Source organism: Acinetobacter sp. YH12126, assembly GCF_013418745.1.
Classification (GTDB): domain Bacteria; phylum Pseudomonadota; class Gammaproteobacteria; order Pseudomonadales; family Moraxellaceae; genus Acinetobacter; species Acinetobacter amyesii.
In genome coordinates this window covers 69,797-93,296 of record NZ_VPBM01000010.1, presented here as the reverse complement: position 1 = coordinate 93,296, position 23,500 = coordinate 69,797, and the positions used below count along the sequence as shown (strand labels likewise).

The 23,500-nt window shown below is 40.1% G+C and carries 22 protein-coding genes and 1 pseudogene; 12 read left to right on the top strand and 11 right to left on the bottom strand.

Annotation, left to right across the window (positions count from 1 at the left end):
* Window positions 1-174 precede the first annotated feature (174 nt).
* Window positions 175-702 (bottom strand): hypothetical protein, encoded by a 528-nt coding sequence (locus FTU62_RS09310; RefSeq protein ID WP_168377731.1) that lies wholly within the window; start codon window positions 700-702, stop codon window positions 175-177.
* 289 nt (window positions 703-991) lie between these two features.
* Window positions 992-1,420: a glycine zipper domain-containing protein gene (locus FTU62_RS09305; protein WP_078193959.1), complete on the bottom strand. Its 429-nt coding sequence runs from the start codon at window positions 1,418-1,420 to the stop codon at window positions 992-994.
* Between the two features lie 367 nt (window positions 1,421-1,787).
* Between FTU62_RS09305 and prfA the strand changes: the two genes are divergently transcribed.
* Window positions 1,788-2,876 carry a peptide chain release factor 1 gene (gene prfA / locus FTU62_RS09300; RefSeq protein WP_078193958.1) on the top strand — a complete coding sequence of 363 codons (1,089 nt, stop codon included), beginning with the start codon at window positions 1,788-1,790 and terminating at the stop codon, window positions 2,874-2,876.
* The gene (gene prmC, locus FTU62_RS09295; RefSeq protein ID WP_180093573.1) at window positions 2,876-3,694 is read left to right on the top strand and encodes a peptide chain release factor N(5)-glutamine methyltransferase; all 819 of its coding nucleotides are present in this window, start codon (window positions 2,876-2,878) and stop codon (window positions 3,692-3,694) included. The genes prfA and prmC overlap by 1 nt, the downstream gene beginning before the upstream one ends.
* Window positions 3,695-3,809: 115 nt before the next feature.
* Here the strand turns inward: prmC and FTU62_RS09290 are convergent, their stop codons facing one another.
* From FTU62_RS09290 to FTU62_RS09275, 4 genes and pseudogenes are all read right to left on the bottom strand, one after another.
* On the bottom strand, window positions 3,810-4,571 hold the full coding sequence (locus tag FTU62_RS09290; RefSeq protein WP_373684747.1) for an ABC transporter permease: 762 nt from the start codon (window positions 4,569-4,571) through the stop codon (window positions 3,810-3,812).
* A gap of 70 nt (window positions 4,572-4,641) precedes the next feature.
* Window positions 4,642-5,609 (bottom strand): annotated as a pseudogene (locus FTU62_RS09285) (aliphatic sulfonate ABC transporter substrate-binding protein).
* 308 nt (window positions 5,610-5,917) lie between these two features.
* The gene (locus FTU62_RS09280) at window positions 5,918-6,271 is read right to left on the bottom strand and encodes a hypothetical protein (protein ID WP_180055898.1); all 354 of its coding nucleotides are present in this window, start codon (window positions 6,269-6,271) and stop codon (window positions 5,918-5,920) included.
* Window positions 6,272-6,471: 200 nt separating this feature from the next.
* On the bottom strand, window positions 6,472-7,506 hold the full coding sequence (locus tag FTU62_RS09275) for an AraC family transcriptional regulator (protein ID WP_180102499.1): 1,035 nt from the start codon (window positions 7,504-7,506) through the stop codon (window positions 6,472-6,474).
* A 141-nt stretch (window positions 7,507-7,647) separates the two neighbouring features.
* Between FTU62_RS09275 and FTU62_RS09270 the strand changes: the two genes are divergently transcribed.
* The 3 genes from FTU62_RS09270 (at window position 7,648) to FTU62_RS09260 (ending at window position 11,828) form a co-directional block, all read left to right on the top strand.
* A complete protein-coding gene (locus FTU62_RS09270) occupies window positions 7,648-8,418 on the top strand; it encodes a 3-hydroxyacyl-CoA dehydrogenase (protein WP_078193953.1) in 771 nt (256 codons plus the stop codon).
* A 319-nt stretch (window positions 8,419-8,737) separates the two neighbouring features.
* The gene (locus FTU62_RS09265; RefSeq protein WP_180102498.1) at window positions 8,738-9,874 is read left to right on the top strand and encodes an acyl-CoA dehydrogenase family protein; all 1,137 of its coding nucleotides are present in this window, start codon (window positions 8,738-8,740) and stop codon (window positions 9,872-9,874) included.
* Window positions 9,875-10,184: 310 nt separating this feature from the next.
* On the top strand, window positions 10,185-11,828 hold the full coding sequence (locus FTU62_RS09260) for an AMP-binding protein (protein WP_180102497.1): 1,644 nt from the start codon (window positions 10,185-10,187) through the stop codon (window positions 11,826-11,828).
* Window positions 11,829-11,990: 162 nt separating this feature from the next.
* Here FTU62_RS09260 and FTU62_RS09255 read toward each other — a convergent pair whose 3' ends face one another.
* From FTU62_RS09255 to FTU62_RS09245, 3 genes are all read right to left on the bottom strand, one after another.
* Window positions 11,991-12,506, bottom strand: a complete 516-nt coding sequence (locus FTU62_RS09255) for a pyridoxamine 5'-phosphate oxidase family protein (protein WP_180026408.1) — start codon at window positions 12,504-12,506, stop codon at window positions 11,991-11,993.
* Between the two features lie 133 nt (window positions 12,507-12,639).
* Window positions 12,640-13,110, bottom strand: coding sequence for a transposase family protein (locus FTU62_RS09250; RefSeq protein ID WP_180102496.1), 471 nt, complete (start codon window positions 13,108-13,110; stop codon window positions 12,640-12,642).
* The gene (locus FTU62_RS09245) at window positions 13,058-13,453 is read right to left on the bottom strand and encodes a transposase family protein (protein WP_180102495.1); all 396 of its coding nucleotides are present in this window, start codon (window positions 13,451-13,453) and stop codon (window positions 13,058-13,060) included. The genes FTU62_RS09250 and FTU62_RS09245 overlap by 53 nt, the downstream gene beginning before the upstream one ends.
* Before the next feature lie 625 nt (window positions 13,454-14,078).
* Here FTU62_RS09245 and FTU62_RS09240 point away from each other — a divergent pair.
* The 6 genes from FTU62_RS09240 (at window position 14,079) to FTU62_RS09215 (ending at window position 18,542) form a co-directional block, all read left to right on the top strand.
* Window positions 14,079-14,807 (top strand): HesA/MoeB/ThiF family protein, encoded by a 729-nt coding sequence (locus tag FTU62_RS09240; protein WP_180102522.1) that lies wholly within the window; start codon window positions 14,079-14,081, stop codon window positions 14,805-14,807.
* A gap of 58 nt (window positions 14,808-14,865) precedes the next feature.
* Window positions 14,866-16,164 (top strand): AarF/ABC1/UbiB kinase family protein, encoded by a 1,299-nt coding sequence (locus FTU62_RS09235; protein WP_180040380.1) that lies wholly within the window; start codon window positions 14,866-14,868, stop codon window positions 16,162-16,164.
* 83 nt (window positions 16,165-16,247) lie between these two features.
* Window positions 16,248-16,628: a dihydroneopterin aldolase gene (gene folB / locus FTU62_RS09230; protein WP_111884985.1), complete on the top strand. Its 381-nt coding sequence runs from the start codon at window positions 16,248-16,250 to the stop codon at window positions 16,626-16,628.
* A complete protein-coding gene (locus tag FTU62_RS09225) occupies window positions 16,585-17,034 on the top strand; it encodes a 2-amino-4-hydroxy-6-hydroxymethyldihydropteridine diphosphokinase (protein WP_180102494.1) in 450 nt (149 codons plus the stop codon). The genes folB and FTU62_RS09225 overlap by 44 nt, the downstream gene beginning before the upstream one ends.
* A 162-nt stretch (window positions 17,035-17,196) precedes the next feature.
* Complete coding sequence (locus tag FTU62_RS09220) at window positions 17,197-17,775, top strand: DedA family protein (RefSeq protein WP_257220684.1); 579 nt, start codon at window positions 17,197-17,199, stop codon at window positions 17,773-17,775.
* 77 nt (window positions 17,776-17,852) lie between these two features.
* A complete protein-coding gene (locus FTU62_RS09215) occupies window positions 17,853-18,542 on the top strand; it encodes a hypothetical protein (protein ID WP_180102493.1) in 690 nt (229 codons plus the stop codon).
* A gap of 69 nt (window positions 18,543-18,611) precedes the next feature.
* Here the strand turns inward: FTU62_RS09215 and coq7 are convergent, their stop codons facing one another.
* Both coq7 and FTU62_RS09205 read right to left on the bottom strand, forming a co-directional pair.
* Complete coding sequence (gene coq7, locus FTU62_RS09210) at window positions 18,612-19,247, bottom strand: 2-polyprenyl-3-methyl-6-methoxy-1,4-benzoquinone monooxygenase (protein WP_180102492.1); 636 nt, start codon at window positions 19,245-19,247, stop codon at window positions 18,612-18,614.
* 3 nt (window positions 19,248-19,250) lie between these two features.
* Entirely contained in the window at window positions 19,251-20,570 is a 1,320-nt protein-coding gene (locus tag FTU62_RS09205; RefSeq protein WP_180102491.1) for an MFS transporter, read from the bottom strand.
* A 177-nt stretch (window positions 20,571-20,747) separates the two neighbouring features.
* Here FTU62_RS09205 and FTU62_RS09200 point away from each other — a divergent pair, with 177 nt between their 5' ends.
* Window positions 20,748-23,489: an autotransporter assembly complex family protein gene (locus FTU62_RS09200; protein WP_180102490.1), complete on the top strand. Its 2,742-nt coding sequence runs from the start codon at window positions 20,748-20,750 to the stop codon at window positions 23,487-23,489.
* Window positions 23,490-23,500 lie beyond the last annotated feature (11 nt).

The following is a 23,500-nucleotide window of genomic DNA, read 5'->3' as shown; positions in this document are numbered from 1 at the left end:
TCTCTCAGAGATCTTTATATCGAAATAATACGATATAAAAAGCTGAATGTATATCGAATAAATTCGATATGGTGTGGGGCGGTGTAAAAAGACAACTTTAGATATATCTAAACTTTTTTTATATACAAAAAAAGCACCCGAAGGTGCTGATTTTTTTCCATTGAAATATATCGATTAACGTTTACCGTTTTTGTACCAACCTAAGTGACGACCATTGTCTCCACGGTAGCCTCGGTCGTTGTAGCTATAATTATTGGTACGATAGCCACGGTTGTTATAACGACGGTCATAGCGATCATCATAACGACCATTATAACGGTCATCATAGCGACGGTCTTCAGACACTTTTTTACCTAGTGCAGAACCACCAGCTGAACCAAGTGCAGCACCGATATAACCACCGTTTGTGCCGCCCATGTTTTTACCTACGGTATAACCACCTGCGCCACCAAGTGCACCACCTATGATGGCACCATTACGGTCACGTTTGTTTGCCGATGCTGCTGCACCTGCACCGCCACCAATTGCTGAACCAATCATTGCGCCAGTTTGGCCGCCAACTTGGTTACCGATTGCTGCACCAACAACACCACCTAAAGCAGATGTTAATGCAGTATTGGTGCTATTACCTGCATGTGTTGCAGTCATAGTAAGTGCTGAAGCGGCAATTGCTGCACTGAATAGAATTTTATTAATTTTCATTTTTAAACTCCTTACGAAGCATGATGTTTATCTGTTGATATCAATATATGAAAACACATAGCGAATATTTGGAGCGTGATGTGAAATAAAATACGTGTTCCGTTGCTGCAATGTAAATTTTGCACTTTATTTCTACATGATTGATGACTTGGTTGGAGGGAAGGCAAATCTAAATATTTATCAGGAGCAATAAATAAAGTTGTATTTATCATTTGAAAAAAGGCGATACATAAAAAAGCACCCGAAGGTGCTATTTTCACTATTCAATAAGGACTCACTAATTTTTGAATTAGTGACGACGACGGTAACGTTTTTTGTATTTACGTTCTTGGTGTTTGTCGTAAGCTTTATCTTTAGAGATTTTATTACCTAGAGCAGCACCACCAGCAGCACCTAGTGCAGAGCCGATGTAACCACCGTTTGTACCGCCCATGCTTTTACCAACAGTATAACCTGTACCACCACCTAAAGCACCGCCGATAGCAGATTCTGTACGGTTGCGTTTATTACTTGCTACCGCAGCACCACCAGCACCACCAAGAGCGGCACCAATTGTAGCGCCGGTATTACCGCCCATGTTTTTACCAATTGCAGTACCTGCAACACTACCTAATGCACTAGCTGCAGCAACGCGTGTTGTACTATCTGCATTTGCAGACACAGTGAACATAGAAGCAGTTGCTAGAGTGGCTGTCATTAAAAGAGTATTCAGTTTCATAGTTCACTCCATGTCCTTCATAAACGCGAGGACTTTTCATAATCATTTCGATGGCAGTAAATGTAACAAAACTATTCGCTATAAATATGGAGAGCTTTCTCTTTATTTGGTGATTTGAGTGTCTAGTTTGTATAAGTTTTATTAATATTGTGAAAAAAATGGTTGAATGCAGAAAATCTGTACGACTTTGTGGAGAAAGGTAGGAGTGATGAAGTTCACACTTTGATATTTAGGGTCATTGATAGGCCAAAAAACAATATATATGTCATTTCAGACCCATTATCGGTACACTAGCGCCATTATTTTGAATTTTGGCATATCCGTGAAAGTTTAGCGGTAGAGCCTGTGTATTGAGATTTTTTGAAAAATGAAAGAATCGTTACGTTTACGATTAGATCAGCTCTCTGACCGTCACGAAGAATTAAATGCATTACTCGCAGATGTAGAAGTCATTTCAGACAACAAACGTTTCCGTCAGTTGTCACGTGAGCATAGTGATTTATCTGAAATCACTGAAGTTTGGAAAAAATACCGTCAAGCAGAAGAAGATATTGAGACTGCTGAAGTGATGATGACGGATCCAGATTTTAAAGAGATGGCCGTTGAGGAAATCAAAGAAAATAAAGCTTTGATTGGCCAGCTTGAAGCAGACTTAAACATTCTGATGATTCCAAAAGATCCGAATGATGCGAACTCTGCTTATTTAGAAATCCGTGCCGGAACAGGTGGTGACGAAGCTGCAATTTTCTCGGGTGACTTGTATCGCATGTACAGTAAATATGCTGAATCACAAGGTTGGCGTATTGAAGTGTTGTCTGAAAATGACGGCGAACACGGCGGTTATAAAGAAGTGATTTGCCTCATCAATGGTGAAGGCGTATATGGTCGCTTAAAATTTGAAAGTGGCGCGCATCGTGTACAGCGTGTGCCTGCAACTGAGTCACAAGGTCGTGTTCATACTTCGGCATGTACTGTTGCGATTTTGCCGGAAGTTGATGTAGACACTAGTGTTGAAATTAATCCTTCAGAATTACGTATTGATACCTATCGTGCCTCTGGTGCGGGTGGTCAGCACATTAACAAAACTGACTCTGCTGTACGTATTACCCATATTCCAACGGGTACAGTTGTAGAATGTCAGGACGAACGTTCACAGCATAAAAACAAAGCCAAAGCGATGGCGCTGTTGGTTTCTCGTTTAGAAAATGCCAAACGCGCAGCGGCAGATGCCGCGACGTCTGAAATGCGTCGTGACTTGGTGGGTTCTGGTGACCGTTCTGAGCGTATTCGTACCTATAACTATCCACAAGGTCGTATGACTGATCATCGTATTAACCTAACACTGTATAAGTTGGATGCAGTGATGGAAGGTGATTTGACTGAATTGCTAGATAGTTTGCATCGTGAATATCAAGCCGATCAGTTGGCGTTATTAGCACAGCAGAATGGTGGTTAATGAATATTGCACAGGCTTTGGCCTATCGTGGTGAACCTGAAAGTTATGAACGTCAGGAAAATGCGTGGTTGTTAGAGCATATCATCAAGATTGATTCGTTTGATTTAATCATGAAAAAGGATCAAGAATTAACAGCTGAGCAAGAACAACAATATGTCGCATCACTTGCACGTATTGCAGCAGGTGAGCCTTTGGCTTATGTCACAGGTTCTCAGCCATTTTGGACGCTAGACTTAAAAGTGACTAAAGATACTTTGGTGCCACGTCCTGATACGGAAGTACTTGTTGAAACTGTACTGCGTTTAGAACTTCCAGAAGATGCTCGTGTGGTCGATTTAGGAACAGGAACTGGTGCAGTAGCATTGTCATTAGCCAGTGAACGTCCAGATTGGTCAATTGTGGCTTCGGATATTTATGAACCTACATTGGAAGTTGCTGAATTTAATGCCAAAAAGCATGATCTTGAACATGTGCAGTTTGTCTTAGGTTCTTGGTTAAAACCTTTTGGACGTGCTTTCTTTGATGTAATTGTGTCAAATCCGCCGTATATCGATGCTGAGGATGTACACATGAAGGATTTGGCGACAGAGCCTGAACGTGCTTTGGTTGCAGACAATCATGGGCTTGCAGATCTTGAGCAAATCATTCTTCAAGCCAAAAAACATTTAACCGTGAATGGTTGGGTGGTGCTCGAACATGGTTATGACCAAGGTGAAGCGGTCAGACATTTGTTCTTACAAGCTGGGTATCGAAATGTTCGGACTGTAAAAGATTATGGTGGCAATGACCGTGTCAGCTTAGGTCAGTGGCAACATTGATTTGGTATTAGAGAAATAGTCAAAAATAAAGCGCATTGAATGCGCTTTATTTTTTTGTTTTTCAATTCACATGTGAGCGTTTGTATGTGTGCATTTGCAAGTGTAGAAAATAGGTTTACTTCACCACATCTCGCCAACGCAATAGATATTGTTCTAGATATTTCATTAGGCTATCGGTGATTTTCCCTAAGAGTGCCAATAGAATAATGGCGATAATCACGATATCTGGACGTGAGGTTTCACGACCATCACTGAGCAAATAGCCAATACCTTGCGTGGCTGCAATCAGTTCGGCAGCAATCATAAACATCCACGCCAAACTTAAACTATTGCGTAAGCCTGTAAGTATACCCGGTGATGCTGCAGGTAAAATAATCTCACGAATCTGTCTCAAATATTTCAAACGATAAACTTGAGCAACTTCAATGAGTTTTCGGTCTACACCTTGAATTGCTGCAACGGTATTGGTATAGGTCGGGAAAAAAGCACCTATGGCAATGAGGATGATTTTTGATGATTCATCAATACCTAACCATAAGAGCAGTAAGGGAATCCATGCCAAACTAGGGATAGATTTAATTGCTGAAAATGTAGGTTCCAAAAATGCTTCGGCTTGTTCGTTCAAACCAACTAAGAGTGCAAAAATCAGAGCAAGTCCGCTACCAATAAAAAAGCCTAAAAATACCCGCCAAGTACTAGTCCAGATATGCTGCCAAAGTTCACCTTCAGATAACTCTATAAATGACTGCCAAAGACTACTCGGAGCGGGGAGTAGATACGGTTCGATAACACCATTTTTGACCAAGATTTCACATAGCAGCAATAAAACCACAGGTAGAGCAAGACCTTTTAAAATCAAGATCAACTTGGGTTTTATATGGTTTGATGAATCGGAAGCGGTCGAAACCGCTGTATCGATTTTGGGTTGAGTCAGTGATGATAACATGTTATTTCACAACCTTTTTCGCATAACGTGCTTCAAAAAGTTGGTCAATGACTTGATTGACATTGGTTCCTTTACGAACTAAATCTTCTTCAGTCAAAATCGTGCCAGATTTCTTTAAGGCCGCAATGTGTTTAGCTGTTGGGATATTTTGATCAAAGTTGGTACGACTTAACTGGAGCTTGGCAACAGCCAATGGAAGCTTAGACTCACGTGCCAATAATTCGGCTAATTTATCTGGATTGGCTTTGGCCCATTGTCGTGCTTGTTCATAGGCTTTAATCACAGCTTCAACGGCTTCAGGACTTTGCTGGCTAAATTGTTGTTTGGTACTTAAAACGCTATAGCTGTTAAAACCCACATTTCGATAAAGCAAACGCGCGCCTGATTGTACCTGTGCCGATGCCATGAGTGGATCTAATCCCGCCCATGCATCGACTTGACCACGTTCTAAAGCTGTTTTTCCATCAGGATGTTGTAAATGTACCAATTGCACATCACGTTTATTGAGGCCGACTGTTTCCAACGACTGCAAAGTAAACATGAATGGATCGGTTCCTTTGGTCGACGCAATTTTTTGCCTTTAAGCTCTTTCAGACTTTTAATCGGAGAGTTTTTTGCCACAAGCAATGCCGTCCATTCAGGCTGTGACTGGATATATACGGTTTTAATCGGACTGCCATTGGCACGACTCAAAACGGCTGCAAGTCCTGCTGTTGAGGCAAAATCCACACTGCCACTATTGAGATATTCGAGTGAGCGATTACTACCTTGGCTAAAGACCCATTTAATTTGTGTTTTGGGTAATGCTTTTTCTAAGAGTTTTTGTTCCTTCACCACTAAACTGGTCGGTGCATAGTAGGCATAATCCAGTTTAAGTGTCGAAGGAATCGCAGCAAAGATAGAGGTACTGAGTAGGCTGAATGTTAGCGTAGAAAAAATTAGTTTTGAGCTTTTAAATAGGGAAGTCATATCGTTCACAATCAAGTGTTGAATTATGAGCACATAGATACGACGGAAATATTTCAGAAACAAAACAGAATAAATGCTAAGAATAATAGAAATCGAGATAAGCGTATAAATCAAATATAGGTATTTGATTTAAAATACTTTATTGGATTTAATTGTGATGAAATTTCGTTATATAAATTAATGTGTAAACTTGCATGAAAAATGCTTAGATATTTTAGTAATATTCAAAAATTATAGTGAATTACAGACTTAAAATAACTTTTTCAATAAAAAAGCAGCTTTCGCTGCTTTTTATATGTGATCAATACTTACATTGGGTAGTCTTGTAAGCTATCGAAAACTTCAACTTGTTCTAAAGCTGATGTTTCTACTGCAAGACAGTAAGCAATAATTTTTGCAGTTGCATTGACTAAATTTTCATCTTTTAGATTTGCACCTGCTTGAATTGCTTCAATGTCATTTGCTTGGATATCCAGTGCATGAGCAACTTCAACTGCATTTTCAGTGCTAAAAAATTGTGAGATCAAATTTTGCAAATCAATATCTGCGACAGTTTTAAGCTGTTCATGAAACAGTTCATCAATTGCGTCAATCTGAGTGAAAAGAGAATCTGAAAAGTTTTGAACAAGTTGTTGTTCAAGAACATCAATCATCTTAAGCATAGGAAAGCCTTTCAAGGAGATGCAGGAGAATTGGAAAATAAATAAGCAAAGTGCTTTAAATTGAGTGAAAAATAACCTAATTAGACTAAAGTAGCAATCCTTCAAGGATGAATGGTCAGTCTATTTATTGAATATTTTTAAGTTATTGATTTTCTATTAATTAGATGAATATTCAATTTATAAATAGCGAATATCAAATTTTAGGCCTTGAATTCAGGCGCATTATTTTGTCGATACGCACCGGGACTGACGCCTGTCCATTTTTTAAATGCCCGATGAAAAGCACTCGGATCATGAAAATTTAGTTCTTCACTGATATCTTGCAAACTTTTATCGGTATGGGTTAAAAAATCGATGGCAGTATCACGTCGGATATCATTTTTGAGTTGTTGATAACTCACACCTTCACTTTTAAGACGGCGATGCATTGTGGCTTCCGACATATTCATTTTGACTGCCAACTCATAAAACTCTAACCATTCGGCAGGAGAAACGTCTAACAGTTGTTTACGAATTTGGCTGCTGAGTGCATACGGGTTTTTAAAGCGTACCAAGAGGTTTTCAGGTGTTTGTTGTAGGAATTGATACCACGAACGTGTATCTTGTTTGATTGGCAGGGTTAGGTAACTGGCATCTAGCTGAATATAGTTTTGACTGGCTTGGTAATGAATATTTTCACAGAAGCGAACTTTATAGTCGTGATCATCAAGCGGTGCATCACATTTAAATTGGATTTGGTTTAATAAAATCCGTTGTCCACTTAGCCAGCACAGTAGCGTGTGGATGAGCATCAAATATGTTGCATAGCTGAACATGCGTTTAGGCGCTTGTTGGTCATAGATCACGATATAAGCAAAGTGATCTTCAATGGTTAAATCACTATGCAAGTCATCTAAAACCAGATTTAAAAATTGTAGGATTTGCTTAAGTGCATCCCCCAAGGTGCTGTTATGCATGACCATTTTCGAAAGTAGTTTAAAACTACCACGTCGCATGGCATGCCGATCCATGCCAAAAAATTCATCATCCATCACATCTGCAAGATGAGTCCATAAAGCCGCATATTGAGAAACAGAAACTCTGGTTTTACGCGATAGCAGTAACTCAGAGGGAATACCCGCCTTTTGTAAAATAGCAGAAATATCAAAGTGCTTTTGTTGCGCATCGTGTAATGCTTCATGCACCAAGTCGATAGAAATCGTCCCTTTACTGTATTCGAGTCCATGCTTCGGCATATGTGCGGATAGGTCCTTGTTCAGAATTGTCCAAATACATCAGAAAAGATGCAACATTTGGAAATTGTACTGAATAAATTCTCTGTTTACTCTGCATCTTAAGTCGAATTTATAACAAGACATCATAAATAGGGAAATGCTATGGACATTAAAGGAAAAGTTTTCGTTGTGACAGGTGGTGCATCAGGACTAGGCGCTGCGACAGCAACACATCTGATTGGCCTGGGTGCAAAAGTGATTATTGTGGATATGAATCATGAGCATGGCGAAGCGATGCAACGTCAACTGGGTGATCATGCCAAATTTGTTCAATTGGATGTCACTGATGAACAAGCGGTTGGCGCTTTCTTTGCACAAGTTGAAGCGGAATTTGGTCAACTTAATGGCTTAGTGAACTGTGCCGGTATCGCACCCTCTGCAAAAGTTTTAGGTCGTGACGGATTGCATGATTTGGCGATGTTCCAAAAAGTATTAAATATTAATGTTTCAGGTACATTTAATATGCTGCGCTATGCGGCACAACTGATTGCTAAATATGAATTAAAAGCGGGTGAAGAAGAGCGTGGCGTGATTGTGAATACGGCGTCAGTTGCTGCTTTTGATGGTCAAATTGGTCAGTCGGCTTATGCAGCATCTAAAGGGGCAGTGGTTGCAATGACATTACCTCTTGCACGTGAGCTTGCACGTGAGTCGATTCGTGTGATGACTATTGCTCCGGGCATTATGGAAACCCCGATGCTCAAAGGCTTAGCACAAAATGTACAAGATGCTTTGGGGAAAATGGTGCCTTTCCCACCACGTTTAGCAAAACCACAAGAGTTTGCAAAATTAGTGACGCATATTTTTGAAAATGCTTATCTCAATGGTGAAGTGATACGTCTTGATGGCGCGATCCGTATGCAGCCTAAATAGTTATTTATTAAAACTGCTTATTCAGGCTTCTACGACGGAGTCTTATCGAGAATAACTTCGTTGACAGTAGCTCATCTCGTTACTTTTGTTTCGGCAAAAGTAACCAAAAACATTGTCATTTGTAAAACTCGTCATCAAGTATTTATTGATTTATAGGTTGCAGAAAGATTAGAGATTAATGGCGTCCTGCCTCAGACAGTTGCAAATGACTTCGTCGTGTATCCAACTTTGCTTTAATACAGTCAAAGAATTTTTAATTCCGCAGTTATCCAACATTTAAAGCTATACGCGCTATAAAAGATTTAGAAAAGGAAGTCCCATGATTTTAAATGATGAACAAAAAATGGTTCAGGACATGATGCGAAGTTATTCGCAAGAAAAACTGAAACCAACGGCTGCAGAGCGTGACAAAACGGCGTCATTTCCTGCACAAGAACTTAAGGAGCTTGGTGAACTGGGTGCTTTAGGCATGACGGTTTCGGATGAATGGGGTGGTGCAGGTTTAGACTATGTGTCTTTGGTTGTTGCCTTAGAAGAAATTGCTGCTGGCGATGGTGCGATTTCCACAATTGTTAGCGTACAAAATTCACTGCCATGTGGCATTACGCAGCGTTATGGTACAGAAGCACAAAAAGAAAAATACTTAAAAAAATTAGCCACAGGCGAATGGTTAGGTTGTTTTTGCCTAACAGAACCACAAGTGGGTTCAGATGCGAGCGCATTGGAATGTAAAGCGGAGCGTGATGGTGATGAGTGGGTGTTAAATGGCACCAAGCAATTTATTACCACAGGAAAACATGCCCAAGTAGCCTTGGTTTTTGCGGTAACGGATAAGTCTGCAGGTAAAAAAGGGATTTCGTGCTTTTTAGTACCAACGGATGCGCCGGGTTATATCGTATCGCGATTAGAAGACAAAATGGGTCAGCATTGTTCCGATACAGCAACGATTGTTTTAGATGACTGTCGTATTCCTGCGGATAGTCTTTTAGGCGAAGAGGGTGAAGGCTATAAAATTGCCTTATCAAACCTAGAGTCAGGTCGAATTGGTATTGCAGCGCAGTCTGTGGGTATGGCACGAGCAGCATTAGATGCAGCCGTTGAATATGCCAATGAACGCAAGGCATTTGGGGTGGAGATTGTTCAGCATCAAGCCGTGGCATTTCGCCTCGCAGATATGGCCACCCAAATTGAGGCAGCACGTCAATTAATCTTCCATGCAGCAACGTTAAAAGATGCAGGTTTTCCATGTTTAAAAGAAGCCTCGATGGCGAAACTTTTTGCATCGACGATGGCTGAACGGGTGTGTTCAGATGCCATTCAAATCCATGGGGGCTATGGTTATGTATCTGATTTTCCAGTAGAACGAATTTATCGTGATGTGCGTGTCAGTCAAATCTATGAAGGTGCATCGGACATTCAGCGGCTGGTGATTGCACGTGAAGTCACCAAAGGGTGAAAGGTTAAAAAATAGACTTTAGTCGATGTTCAAACCCTGCAATGGCGTTGATGGTTATGGAAATTGCAGGGCACATCCAAACATGGTTATCTAGATATAGACAGTCTAAGAATAGGTAATTTACGAATAGATTGTCGAAGAGTATAAGTTTCAAAACTAAAAAACCGACATTGCAATCGGTGTATAGAAAAGCAGTAAAAGCGGATGTGGCAAAGGAATCGTCACTAGTACGCAGCGGTACAACAACAAGATCAATAAACCTCAAAGTCTTGCACTTTGAGTCATAGAGAACAGGATAGGAATTGTCGTCATGAAGACACTAGAACAAGCATATCGTGATTTTAATTTTGAAAAAATGGTTGCAGAACAATTGGTCGGTACGCCAAGTTCAATCAATGCTTATGATGAATGTTGTGGGCGCTATGTTGGGCAAAATCGAACTGCACTGATCTGGGAAGGTAAAAATGGTGAATCTGAACAATGGACTTTTGAGCAATTAGATTTAGCTTCTGCACAATTGGCGAATTATTATCAGCGCATTGGACTGAAAGCAGGTGATTGCATTGCAGGTCTATTACCCCGTACAGCAGAGTTATTGATCACCGTATTGGCAACATGGCGTATAGGGGCAATTTATCAACCGTTATTTACTGCATTTGAGTCCAAAGCGATTGAACATCGGGTGCAAACTGCGGGAACAAAGCTGATTGTAACCAACACTGAACAACGCTCAAAACTCAATTATATTGATTTACCGCATATTTTAACTGTACATGCCGATCAAGCGATTCAGACAGATCCTGACTTTTGGTCAGAGTTGCAATTGCATGACGCCACATTTAACTCAGTTCCCCGTTCATTTGACGATGAATTTTTAATGATGTTTACATCGGGAACGACCGGTTTGGCCAAGTCTGTACCTGTGCCACACAAAGCGTTATTGGCATTTAAAGGGTATATGACACATGCGGTTGATTTGCGTGATGAAGATTCATTTTGGAATTTGGCAGATCCGGGTTGGGCTTATGGTTTGTACTATGGAATTGCAGGGCCATTAAGTTTAGGACACAGCATTATTATGGATGAACGGGCTTTTAGTGTTGATCATGCACTTCAAGTCATCAAAAAATATAAAGTCAGTAATTTGACCGGTTCTCCAACGGCTTTTCGTATGTTCTTTGGCTTCAAAGAAAAATTTGACGCATCCATAAAATCACATTTACGGGTTGTGAGTAGCGCAGGTGAGCCGCTAACGCCTGAAGTGATTCAATGGTTTAATCACGACTTAAACGTCAATATTTATGACCAATATGGGCAAACAGAACTCGGTATGGTGATTGCAAATCATCACGCTTTAGAACACTACAAAAAAGTGGGTTCAGCCGGTTTTGCTATACCGGGTCATCGTTTCGCGGTGCTCAATAAAGACCACCAAGAAATTGAACGTGGTGGGATTGGAACATTAGCATTAGACTGGTCGCAATCTCCACTCATGTGGTTCACGGGCTATGGCGGCAATAACCGTAAAGCCTTTGTCGGGAACTACTATTTAACTGGTGATACTGTTAGGTTAAATGAAGAAGGCGGCATTGATTTTGTGGGTCGTGCTGACGATGTCATTACAACGTCAGGCTATCGTGTAGGGCCTTTCGATGTGGAAAGCACATTATTAGAGTGCGAAGAGGTTTTAGAATCGGCAGTTGTCGGTAAGCCTGATCCTGAGCGTACAGAATTAGTCAAAGCTTTTGTGGTATTGAAACCACAATATCAAGCAAGTTCAGAACTCATGGATAAGCTACAAGCTTATGTACGATCTCGTTTATCCAAGCATGCTTATCCAAAAGAAATTGAATTTGTAGATGGGTTGCCTAAAACATCGAGTGGAAAAATCCAACGTAATCTGTTGAAGCAACAAGAAGTGGCCAAAGCTCAATTAATTCAAAAGGTCAGTTGAGTCAATTTATATACGCAAGAAAGGCTGCATGATGCAGCCTTTTTTAAATTGATGTTTGAGCTGGTGAAACCATTCATTCGAGATCATATATGTATTTGACTAACTATGGGACAATCCAAATTAACCTAAAATTAAAGCATTCATTCAAATCAATAAAATCATTTATTTTAAGTTCAGGGTATTATGTTCAGTATCAAGTTCTTGAGTTTTACCCGTTAAATTGCCCTTCAAAACTTTGAATAAATGGGTGACTTTATTGTCTTTGACATTCCAAAATTCTGCACTAATAGCATTAGCTATCAAAACGCGAACAGTAGGATCAGTCTTGCCATCGAACCAGTTTTCAGCCCAAGGATTCCATAATTTATCGATTAGGGCCGCATCTGTACTGATTTCTCCATGAGCACTAATTGATACATAAATATCGTCTGAAGATTTAGCGAATGCTAATCCAAGATGATTACGACCTGCATTGACTGCCTCTACAAGGTCATTATTTTCTTTCATAAGAAAATAGATATTTTCATGCTCATTCATCTTATCAGAATTAAGCATGGTCATGGGTTGAGAATGAATTTCTTGCTTGTCAGTAACATGGCTAATCATGGTGAAACGCACGTCTTTAATGAGTTCCCATAATTTTTGTCGCTGATCTTGTTCAACGTATTCTTGTGACATTTTATTCTCCACTTTTAAGTAATCACTTTGGGGTAAAGGGGTAAATATGACTGAGCACAAAGTATTTGAATAATGTGTGTTAGCTCATAAGTTTATCTAACATATTGTGTCAGCAATAGATTTCTTTCATAAGTCATTTTTCACTCAGCTCCAAGTTATAAATTCCAGCAATTAGATTGAATCTTAATGCTAGTCTTTTGCCTCGATTGCGATATCGCTCAGCAAGAATTTTGAAGGTTTTCAAACTGCCAAATACATGCTCAATTCCAATTCTTCTTTTATTGATTTCCTGATTATAGATTTTTAGTTCGGAATCCAGTTTACAGCGCTTCTTTGCTTTTAATGGCAACAAGCTATTTGGATACACTATATAAATTCCCTGATAACCCTTATCCGCAAGGATAAATGCACCTGCAGGAATCTGATTCAAGTTACGTTTGAAGAGTTCGAAATCATGTACGGCACCACGACTCGTACATAAACTCAGGATTTTTTGAGTTTGATAATGAATGATGGCCTGTACTTTGAAAGTGTGGGTCTTTTTCTTGCCGCTATAGCTTTTCTTCTGTTTTTTTAGGCCTTTGGATTGGAATTTCTGTGGCATCCACGATCACAACATTCCAATCGATGCCTTCGCCCTCGGGTAAATCTTTGGGTAAATTAAAGAGATTGGACCGAATCAGGCAGTCTTCAACATGACGGACAATTCTTGAGGCTGTGGGCTCTGAAACCCCGTAGCTCGTCGCAACGTGAAATAAGGTTGGGTATTCCCGCCAATAGCTTAGACAGAGCAGAACCTGGTCTTCCAGGCTTAACTTGGGCGGTCTGCCTTTGGCAGGGACATGTTTCTTCAATTGCTCAACCATCAAATAGAAAGTTGACCATGAGATGCCTGTGTATCGCTTGAACTGAGGATCAGAAAGCTTGTTTGAATCGATGTATTTCATCCGCAGATTATGCACGAATGCTAAGAAATCCGGAGTGCAAATATTAACCAAAAAGAAGATCGTTTTTTGATTTATGAAAGAGATCTAATTTAATTCTCACTGAATTCATACATATACCTACGGATTAAATCTCTTTGCATACATAAACGCTTAAAATGTCTTGAATTAAGTTTTATTTTTTGAGGCTAAGGTAGAAAAGAATCATTAAAATGAATCTAATGTAAGCAGCTCTAGTGCAACTAAATATGGTTAAAAATATAACTATATTTATTATTTTTAAAACATGTATACGCTATACCTCTATGATGTTTCTACATACTAAGGTGTTTGAGATACTGTATTTTAAATTGTGTAATTGAAGATACGCTAACTAAGAAAAATACCATGTCTACAGAGCATTTATTTTAACTTTAAGCTGTATATTGTCTTGCTCAAATAGCAGGGTGTTTTTACACTGTTTCGGGTTTGTACTCGAACAACATTTGATGGATATCGGTGTTTTAATCTTTTGCGTGCGATATAAACTCGCCCATTTTTTATGCTTGACGAATTTTAATAAGGAAATACTTTGTCTACGTTTAAATCGAATGAATCAACATCTGAATTTGAATTAAGTGATGATGAAATGCATTTATACAGCCGTCAAATATTACTTGATGGATGGGACATCGATGCACAAGAGAAGCTAAAACTTGCCAATGTACTCATCGTAGGGTGTGGTGGAATTGGGTGTACCACAGCCGAATTATTGGCACGTGCAGGCGTCGGACAAATTACTTTAATCGATGCAGATCGAATTGAAATCAGTAATTTACAACGACAAATCGCGTATACCAAAAATGACGTAGGTTTTTATAAATCGGAAATTTTGGCTAAACGCTTACAAGCGATTAACCCGCATATCCGAGTGCAAAGCTATACCACAAAATTAGATGAAAGCAACGCAAAGGCGTTGATTTCACAACAAGATTTGGTTCTCGACGGTTGTGATAATTTCAGTACACGGTATTTGGTTAACACAAGCTGTGTGGAAAATAATGTGGCGCTGATTAGTGCTTCTGCAATTGGCTTTCAAGGGCAGTTATTTATGGTTGAAGCCGATGCTGCTTGTTATGAATGTTTATTTCCAAAAGAACAACATGCCAGTGAAAGTTTACGCTGTGCAGACTCGGGTGTACTTGCAACGACACCAAATGTTATGGCAAGTTTGCAAGCACATCATGCCTTACTCTATTTGGGTTTGGGGACGACAGCACTGAAACAAAAGCTTTTGTTGTGGGACGGTCGGTCAATGAAGCAAAAAATTCTCGCTTTTGAAAAAGATCCCGATTGTCCAATCTGTCAGGCAAGATAAAGCAGCAAGTCCTTATTTTTTTGCTACACTCACGTTAATTATTTTTTTCTAAGACATTATGAAAAACAATATCTGGTTAGATGGAATTCGCTCGGTTGCCCGCATGGGTGAGACCGCTGTCGTTGCGGCAAAAGCCGGCTTTAAATATGCAACTGAAAAACCAAGTAACGCAAAATTAATGCGTGAAACTTTTGAATCACTAGGTTCAACCTATATTAAATTGGGTCAATTTATTGCCAGTACACCTTCTTTATTTCCGCGTGAATATGTCGAAGAGTTCCAAGGCTGTTTAGATCAGACACCGTCATTGCCGTTTAGTTATGTGCAGCAGGTATTGGCTTCAGAATTTGCTGGTCGTAATTTAGATGAAATATTTGCTTCAATTGATGAAAAGCCTTTGGCTTCTGCATCGATTGCACAGGTGCATGCCGCTAAATTGGTCACTGGTGAAAATGTTGTTATTAAGGTGCAAAAACCGGGTGTCGAGACGATTCTCTATACAGATTTAAACGTCTTACATTGGGCTACTAAACTGGTCGAAAAAGCTGTACCCAAAGTCAAATTTGCTTCACTTGCAGATATCGTTGAAGAAATTAAAGTTCGCATGGTACGTGAGGTGGACTTTATTGAAGAAGCTCAAAATCTTGACGACTTTGTGAATTATCTGAACGTAACTCAAAACAAAGCCGCAACAGCACCAAAGGTTTATCACCAATATTCAACACGTCGTGTCTTAACCATGGAACGTTTATACGGCGTGCCATTGACCGATTTTGACGTGGTCAAGAAAGTCGCTAAAGATCCATCGCAAGTTTTGGTGACAGCGATGAATACATGGTTTGGCAGCTTGATGTTATGTAACAGTTTCCATGCAGACTTACATGCAGGCAACCTGATGCTGCTAGAAGATGGTCGAGTAGGCTTCATCGATTTTGGTATCGTGGGCCAGTTGAAACCTGAAGTGTGGACAGCATGTATTGCGTTTATGGATGCCCTACAAAAAACTGACTACAACTTGATGGCTGAAAATATGCTGAAAATGGGCATGACGGCTGTCAAAATTGACACACAAGTCTTAGCTGCCGACTTAGAGCGCTTATTTAGCGGTGTGCTTTTGGCCGATCCGCAAGAGTTATTAACCTCGAATCCTGCCGATTTGAATGACATCATGATGGATATGGTACAAGTCGGAGAGCGTCATGGTATTCGCTTCCCACGTGACTTCGCTTTATTATTCAAACAAATGTTGTACTTCGATCGCTTTATGCGCATCCTTGCGCCATATACCGATATTTATGCAGACCAGCGTATTCAGATGGTGCAGACTATGGATCCTAATTTATTGTTGAAGCAATAATTTAGCCGCAAGATATAAATAAAATCCTCTTGCTTAAACAGGAGGATTTTATCGATGTTTAAGATTTTATTTTGAGTGTAAGAATGGACGCAATTATCATTGAAGGTTTGAAAGTTGAAACTGTAGTCGGCTGTTTCAATTGGGAGCGTCAAATTATTCAGCCTTTGATGCTCGACCTCAATATTCAAACCAGTTTAGCGCAGGCGGCTCAGTCAGATGAGCTTGAAGATACCTTGAATTATGCTGAAATTTGCGAAATATCAGCCAAAGTCATTCAAACTGCTCAACCTAAATTGATCGAACATGCAGCAAAACTGGTGATTGATGCACTTTTTGCTACCTATGACAGCATTGAATCTATTATGATTACCATCCGGAAGCCTGCCATTATCGCGCAAGCCAATTCTGTAGGAATTCGTCTTGAACGCCACCGAAACGATTTTCGCCCTAGCTCTGGCGAGTAATTTCAATCCCAAACCGCATTTTCAACTGGCTTTACGTCAAATTCAGGCTTTGGGTCATGCTGAATTTTCCAAAATTTATGTGATTCCTTGTCGTGATGGCATTGGGGCGGATTATTGGAATGCAGCTTGTTTGGTGAAAAGCAGTTTATCTGTAGATGAAATCAGCACCTTACTGAAAAAAATGGAAGCAGACTCAGGTCGTGTTCGTCCGTCTCATAATATCGCTTTGGATCTGGATCTGATCGCGTGGGGCGAAGGCTTAGCGCACATGCAATTTAATCCGAAAAAACTGCCTTTAGCACTCGATGTTAAAATTCCAATGTTCGACATTTGGAAAAATAAAATGTTTGAACATCCAGCACATCAATTTCCTATGGTGAGTTGTCAAAAAGTTTTAGTGGATTGAGCGAATAAAACGAAATGTTTTCAATGCACATGAGTGATATTTCAAACTGACCTTAAATACGCTAGATAAACAATAACAAAAATATTCAAATCCTGTCATGGTATGCGCTAGCGTATAGGCTGTCGCAGGATTACATTATCTTTTTAGCTTCAAAATAATGATATGAACTGGACTGATCTGATTCAGCACTATGGCTATATTGCGATTTTTATTGGCACATTGTTTGAAGGAGAAACAGTGCTGATGATTGGCGCCTATGCCGTCCATCAACACATACTTCATTTTCCAATGTTGATTGCGGTGGCGATGCTAGGCAGTTTTATTGGCGATCAGTTTTATTATCAAATGGGCGCTCGCTATGGGCAAAAACTTATCCAATCGAATGCAGAATTTGCACAAAAATTCGATCGTGCGAGCCAGTTTATTGAACGTTATCCTATTTTGACCATTTTATTTATGCGCTTTGCTTGGGGTTTTAGAACTATTTTACCTATTGCAGTCGGTGTGCGTGCTTATCCTGTTTGGAAATATGTGCTGATTAATCTGGTTGCCTGTTTTATTTGGGCGATGTTAGTCGCAACGATTGGCTTCCAAATCAGTCATTATTTACATCTATTTTGGGCGAAAATGCTGCCTTATCATCAAGATATTTACATCGTTATTGCCGTTATTTTATGTATCGTATTCTTCCGTGTGCTCTATACGGTGTTGAAGTGGTGGCGTAAGCATCATCAACATTGATAAAGTGCAAGTGTTTGATCTGATAAAGTCGTCAAAACATAATTAAAAGATTTAAAGGGATATTTAGTGAGAGCAATATGGGCTTAGGTTATGGTGCGGGTGCGATTGCCTTTATCATTATGTGTTTTTCGGTGTTGCTGGTCATATTCGTGATTCCTGCTTGGTTGTATTGGAATGCATGGCAGAAAAAACAACAGAAATTAAGCAAGTATCATCCTAAACTAGATAAAACTGTAAAATGGGGGCTATCGACTTTACTCATTTTTCCAATTTTTGTTCTCTTGAGTTATGCAGAGATTGCTTTTTCAAATCATCAATCAGATCGTGCTTATCAAGAGTATATGGCACAAATTATTATTCAGCTTAAACAACCTTTAGTTTATGGTGAGGTGATATTGCCTCAGGGGACATGGATCAACCGATCATTTGAAACCAACTATTCTCTTGAACAGATGACTGATATTCGTCAAGGTCTGACTTCGGCTCGTTTTCCAGAGCTTATTCAAATAGCTGGATTTGATGTTATTGCATTTGAGCTGGATCGTCATTTATTGCTGGAATTGGCACATGATCATTCTGTTGTGATTAATAACCAAAAGGAAATTTGTCCGGCAGGATGGCTGCTTGAATTAGGGGGATCAGGTTATCCGTCCACTGCACAACGTTATAGTTTGAATTTTGATTGGTTTACACCAAGTCGATGGCAGCCTATAAACTGTTTTGATGGTGAAGGAATTATTGTATTAAAGTCAAAAGATTTCTCATAAAAAAGCCTGCATCATTGCAGGCTTTTTTTTCACTATTTATAAAACTTAGCGACAATCATTAGAAAATCATTAAATGTAATAACTGGTTTTGGTCATCAGCTTTGAAATACCAGTCATGGCAATACGAACTGGAACAGGAAGGTCTACACCACCTGCATTGAGTGCTGTATCACGGTGATGCAGCTCATCTTCATTCATTTGCACTAAGATTTTACGTGAACGTTCGTCTTGTTCAGGAAGTTGGCGGATGTGATCTTCTAAATGCAGGCTCACTTGACGCTCAGTTTCAGCGACAAAACCTAGGCTGTATTGATCACCGGCAATACCTGCCAATGCACCCATCCCAAAAGAAAGGCCGTACCAAACAGGGTTGAGCAGACTGGTATGGCTGTCTAATTCTTTTAAGCGGTCTTCACACCAAGCCAAATGATCTTGTTCTTCAATCGCAGCGTGTTCCATTTCACGGCGGACATTTGGCAGTTTCGCGGTGAGGGCTTGGCCATGATAAAGCGCTTGTGCACATACTTCACCACTATGATTGACCCGCATTAAACCTGCAACATGACGCGCTTCACTCACTGCTAATTGTGTTTCTTCAATGTTAGCAGGGTTTTCTCGATGTGCGGCAGTCGCCCCAGGTACTAAACTACGTAAGGCTTGATCAAATGAGTGAATAAGTTTGTCGACACCTGTAAATTGACGCATGGATTAATCCTCCAGAGAGACTTGCGTAGTTTGAAGCAAAGGTTTGATTCGTTTTAACAGCCAAATACAGAAAATGGCGCTAAGTACAGCAGTCGTGCAGAAAAGTATTTTAATATCAATCTGTAATATGCTCAAAATAATAATACAGAATAAAGCAGAAGATACCATAAATACAGCATTTAAAATGTTGTTTGCTGCAACTACACGGGCACGATGTGAGCGAGGCGAATAGGCTTGCATCATGGCATATAGTGGAACAATGTAAAAACCACCGCTAATCCCCAATAAAGTCACTGCGATCATTACATGGTAATAGCTCCACCCTTGGTGAAATACTTCTGAAAGGGTAATAAGTGGGCCAGTTTGAGTCGGGACGAGGGTCAAACTAAACGCTAAATACAGTGCAAATACCGTTAAACCGACAGCACCGATGGGAACCATCTTAATATTGACTTGAGTGCCGCCCAATTTACGACAAAGCAATGAACCTACGCCCACACCGACAGAGAAAAAGGTCAATAGCAAGCTAACGACATTTTCAGAGGCATGTAGATTTTGCTGAGTCATTTGTGGAATTTGGGTGAGGTAGGTTGCACCATAAAACCAATACCATGAATTACCGAGTAAAATTGTGAAGACTAAAGGCAAGCTTTTAGCGTATTTGATGGTTTGGTAACTAGTTCGGAAAAAATTCCAATCGATTTTTAAATCTGGTGTAGTGACATTTTGCTTAAGAATAAAACGACTGGTGATATAACCTAAAATGGCGATGGTCATTACGGTCAGGCTGATCCACAATAAATTGCCTTGTGATGAAGCAATCACAGCACCACCCAAAATCATCCCGAATAAAATCGCCATGGATGTTGCAGATTGGAACAGCGCATTGCCTGACATTAGCTCATTGGGTTTTAAAATTTCAGGCAAAATCGCATATTTGATTGGACCAAAAAATGTCGAATGGGTTCCCATCAAAAATAGAGCCAACAATAACAACCATAAATGACCGGTCAGAAAGCCAATGCTGCCGATGATCATGATGATAATTTCTAAAATTTTGATGCCACGGACAAGTTGTGAACGTTCAAACTTATCTGCGATCTGTCCCGCTGTCGCTGAAAAAATAAAGTAGGGTAAAATAAACAATAATGCAGCTAGATTGTTTAGCGTGCTGATGGGTAATGCCTGTTGTTGGATTAATCCATAGGTGATGACCAACAATAAAGCCTGTTTGTAGACATTGTCATTGAGCGCCCCAAAAAATTGGGTCAAAAACATAGGCAGGAAACGGCGTGTACCTAGCAGATGTTCGTTGTTATTCATAAGCGTCTTGCTACATTAAGTTTTATTAAGAAATGTGAGTGATTGGTAAAATCTCTAAAAAAATCATGTAATATGTTTTTGAGTTTGGGGATGGCGAAAAACCAATAGATATAAGATCTTTAGCTCTACATCTGATTGACTAAGTCCATTACATAATGAAATTTGTTAGAGTTTGCTATGCCTGCAAAAATCAAGTTTAAAAAAACAATGCTTCATCACAGTATGGCTCACTGCATACGACAGCATCATAGCAATAAAAGTCTATATATGAGCATCTTTTTGACCTTGTGTGCTCAGCATAGTTTCGCCCAAACTCCCGCGGAAACTGTTCCAACCTCTGCAGATACAAAAGCAGAGATTGTTGCTGAAATCAAGGATGAGGCTGTAAAGCAAGGGCTGTCGACGCCTGAAGCAATTGAAAAAATTGAAAATATAAATGAGCCGGAAAAATCTGTTGATAGCATGAAAATGCTGCAAGAACAGCAGCAAGCAGGAGCACAACTACAAGAATTTAAACCCATTGAGTTCGAAGATTTAGAAAACTTACCCGTGACACCTGTTGATCAAAACATGGCGAATGAAATCTTCCAAGTTGCTGAAGAAGCCAAACGTCAGGCGCAGGAGTACCGTGCGACACAGCAAACAGAAGTTGCTGTAGCGGATATTACCCAAAAAGAGTTAACGGAAATTAACCAAGCGCCAGTCAATATTGATCAGCTCATGAGTGAAATTCGCTCTGATAATGAAATTATTGCAACACAAAATGAAAATGCGAGTACGCTGCAAGAGCTGAATAATCCAACTGTGGAAGATGATGCAGAGCCGGGTATTTTCAAGCGCTTATTATATAAAGTGCGTCCGCCACGTCAGATGAATACGGCAAAAGTGCCACGAATTAGTGCGGATGTTGAAATTACCTCAGCACATAATACCAGTCAGACTTCGAGTAAGGCTTACGGTGCGGCGCTGGAAGATCTCAAAGCCAATATTAAAGGCAAGCTTTCAAGTTTTACTCAAGAGTCTTTTAGCGATTTTCCATCGGCTTTGCCTCAATTACGCAGCTTGTCCAATCAAGCTGCACAAGCTGTAGGTTTTTATCAGTCAGAATTCAAATTTGAAAAAGTGTCTGATAGTAAAGTTCGTGTATTGGTTACACCAAATACGCCTGTGCAAATTCAAAAGCAAAATATTGAATTTTCAGGGGCTGGAGCAAATCAAGCTCAGTTTCAGGTGATTGGTGTTTTACCAGATCAGGAAGAAGGTGACATTCTTAATCATGGTGAATACGAAACGACGAAAGGCCGAATTAATGATGCAGCAACTAATAACGGTTATTTCGACTCGTACTGGCGTTTGCACGATGTAAGAGTGGCTCAACCACAAAATACAGCCGATATCAATTTGCGATTTGAAACGGGTGAGCGTTATAAGCTTGGCGAAGTCGAATTTCGAATGAGTGATCCTAATGCAGAGTTTCCATTGGATCGCGATATTTTAGAAAGCTTAGTGACGTGGAAAGATGGTGCTGATTATACTTTCTGGCGTGTAAATGGTTTAGCCAATAACCTGACCAACTCTCGCTATTTTAACTACACCTTAGTTGATGCGATTCGACCAGACCCGATTGAAAAACCGCTTGAATTACCACCAGATATTCAGACCTTGGTCGATCAAAATCAGTTGTCTGAAAGTTCACAAGTAGTGAAAGACAAAACGGAAGTGATGTCGAATAAGGAAGTCACGCAAAAAGTGGTTGATGAAGACCAATTTGCGGGGGTGAATGATGCAGAGCAATCATCTAAATTACGCAGTTTGCAAGATACGCAAGATGCCAAACAAGCAGAACAAGAACGTTTAAAAGCGCAAGCACGTGAAGATAAAAAAGTCCCTGTGATCGTGACACTAAATGCAGATAAGTTGAATAGTGCAGAAATTGGTGCTGGTTTTGGTACCGACACCGGTACACGTGTTCGTGGCCAGTATCGTCGTGCCATTGTAAACAAACGTGGTCATTCTTTTGACGCCAACATGGAAGTATCCAAAATCCGTCAATCGATTGATGGTCGCTATAACATTCCATATAACCATCCATTAAATGACTATGTCAGCTTGGTCGGTGGTTATGAGCGTGAAGAACGTGATGATGTCGGTCAAGGCGTCAATCTTTCGATTGAATCTGCTGTAGCTGGGGTTGACCGGATTATTAAAAACCCACGTGGTAGTTGGCAGCATACCTTTGGTTTACGTTACCGTTTGGACCGTATTACCGATGACGGCCTAAGTCCTAGTGATGACATTCCAGATGCATTCTTGGTGAATACCAACAATGAACAACAGTCCTTGATGTTTGGCTATGAAATTTCTCGAACCGACTCTGATAAACGTGTGAATCCGAGTAAAGGGATCAAGCAAACCTATAAAGTTGAAGTCGGAAGTGAAAGCTTACTTTCAGATGCTGATATGGCGATCTTGAATGCGGGCTGGCGCTTTATTTATTCATTGGGTGAAAATGATAATCACCAAGTCGTTGGGCGCAGTGATTTAGGTTATATTCTGACAGAGAACTTTGATAAAGTTCCTTATAACTTACGCTACTTTACCGGTGGTGACCAAACCATTCGCGGCTTTGACTATAAGAGTTTAGCTGCCGAAGAAAATGGCTATAAAATTGGTGGTCAAGTCTTGGCAACGGGTTCATTAGAATATAACTACCAATTTAAAGAAGGCTGGCGTGCTGCGGTCTTTAGTGACTTTGGTAATGCGTACGATAAAGACTTCAATACACCGACTGCATATAGCGCCGGTGTGGGGATACGTTGGGCTTCTCCAATTGGCCCAATTCGTTTAGATGTCGCTACCGGACTTTCTGACGACAGCAAACCAATTCGTTTACATTTCTTTATTGGTTCACAATTATAATTTTTAGGTGA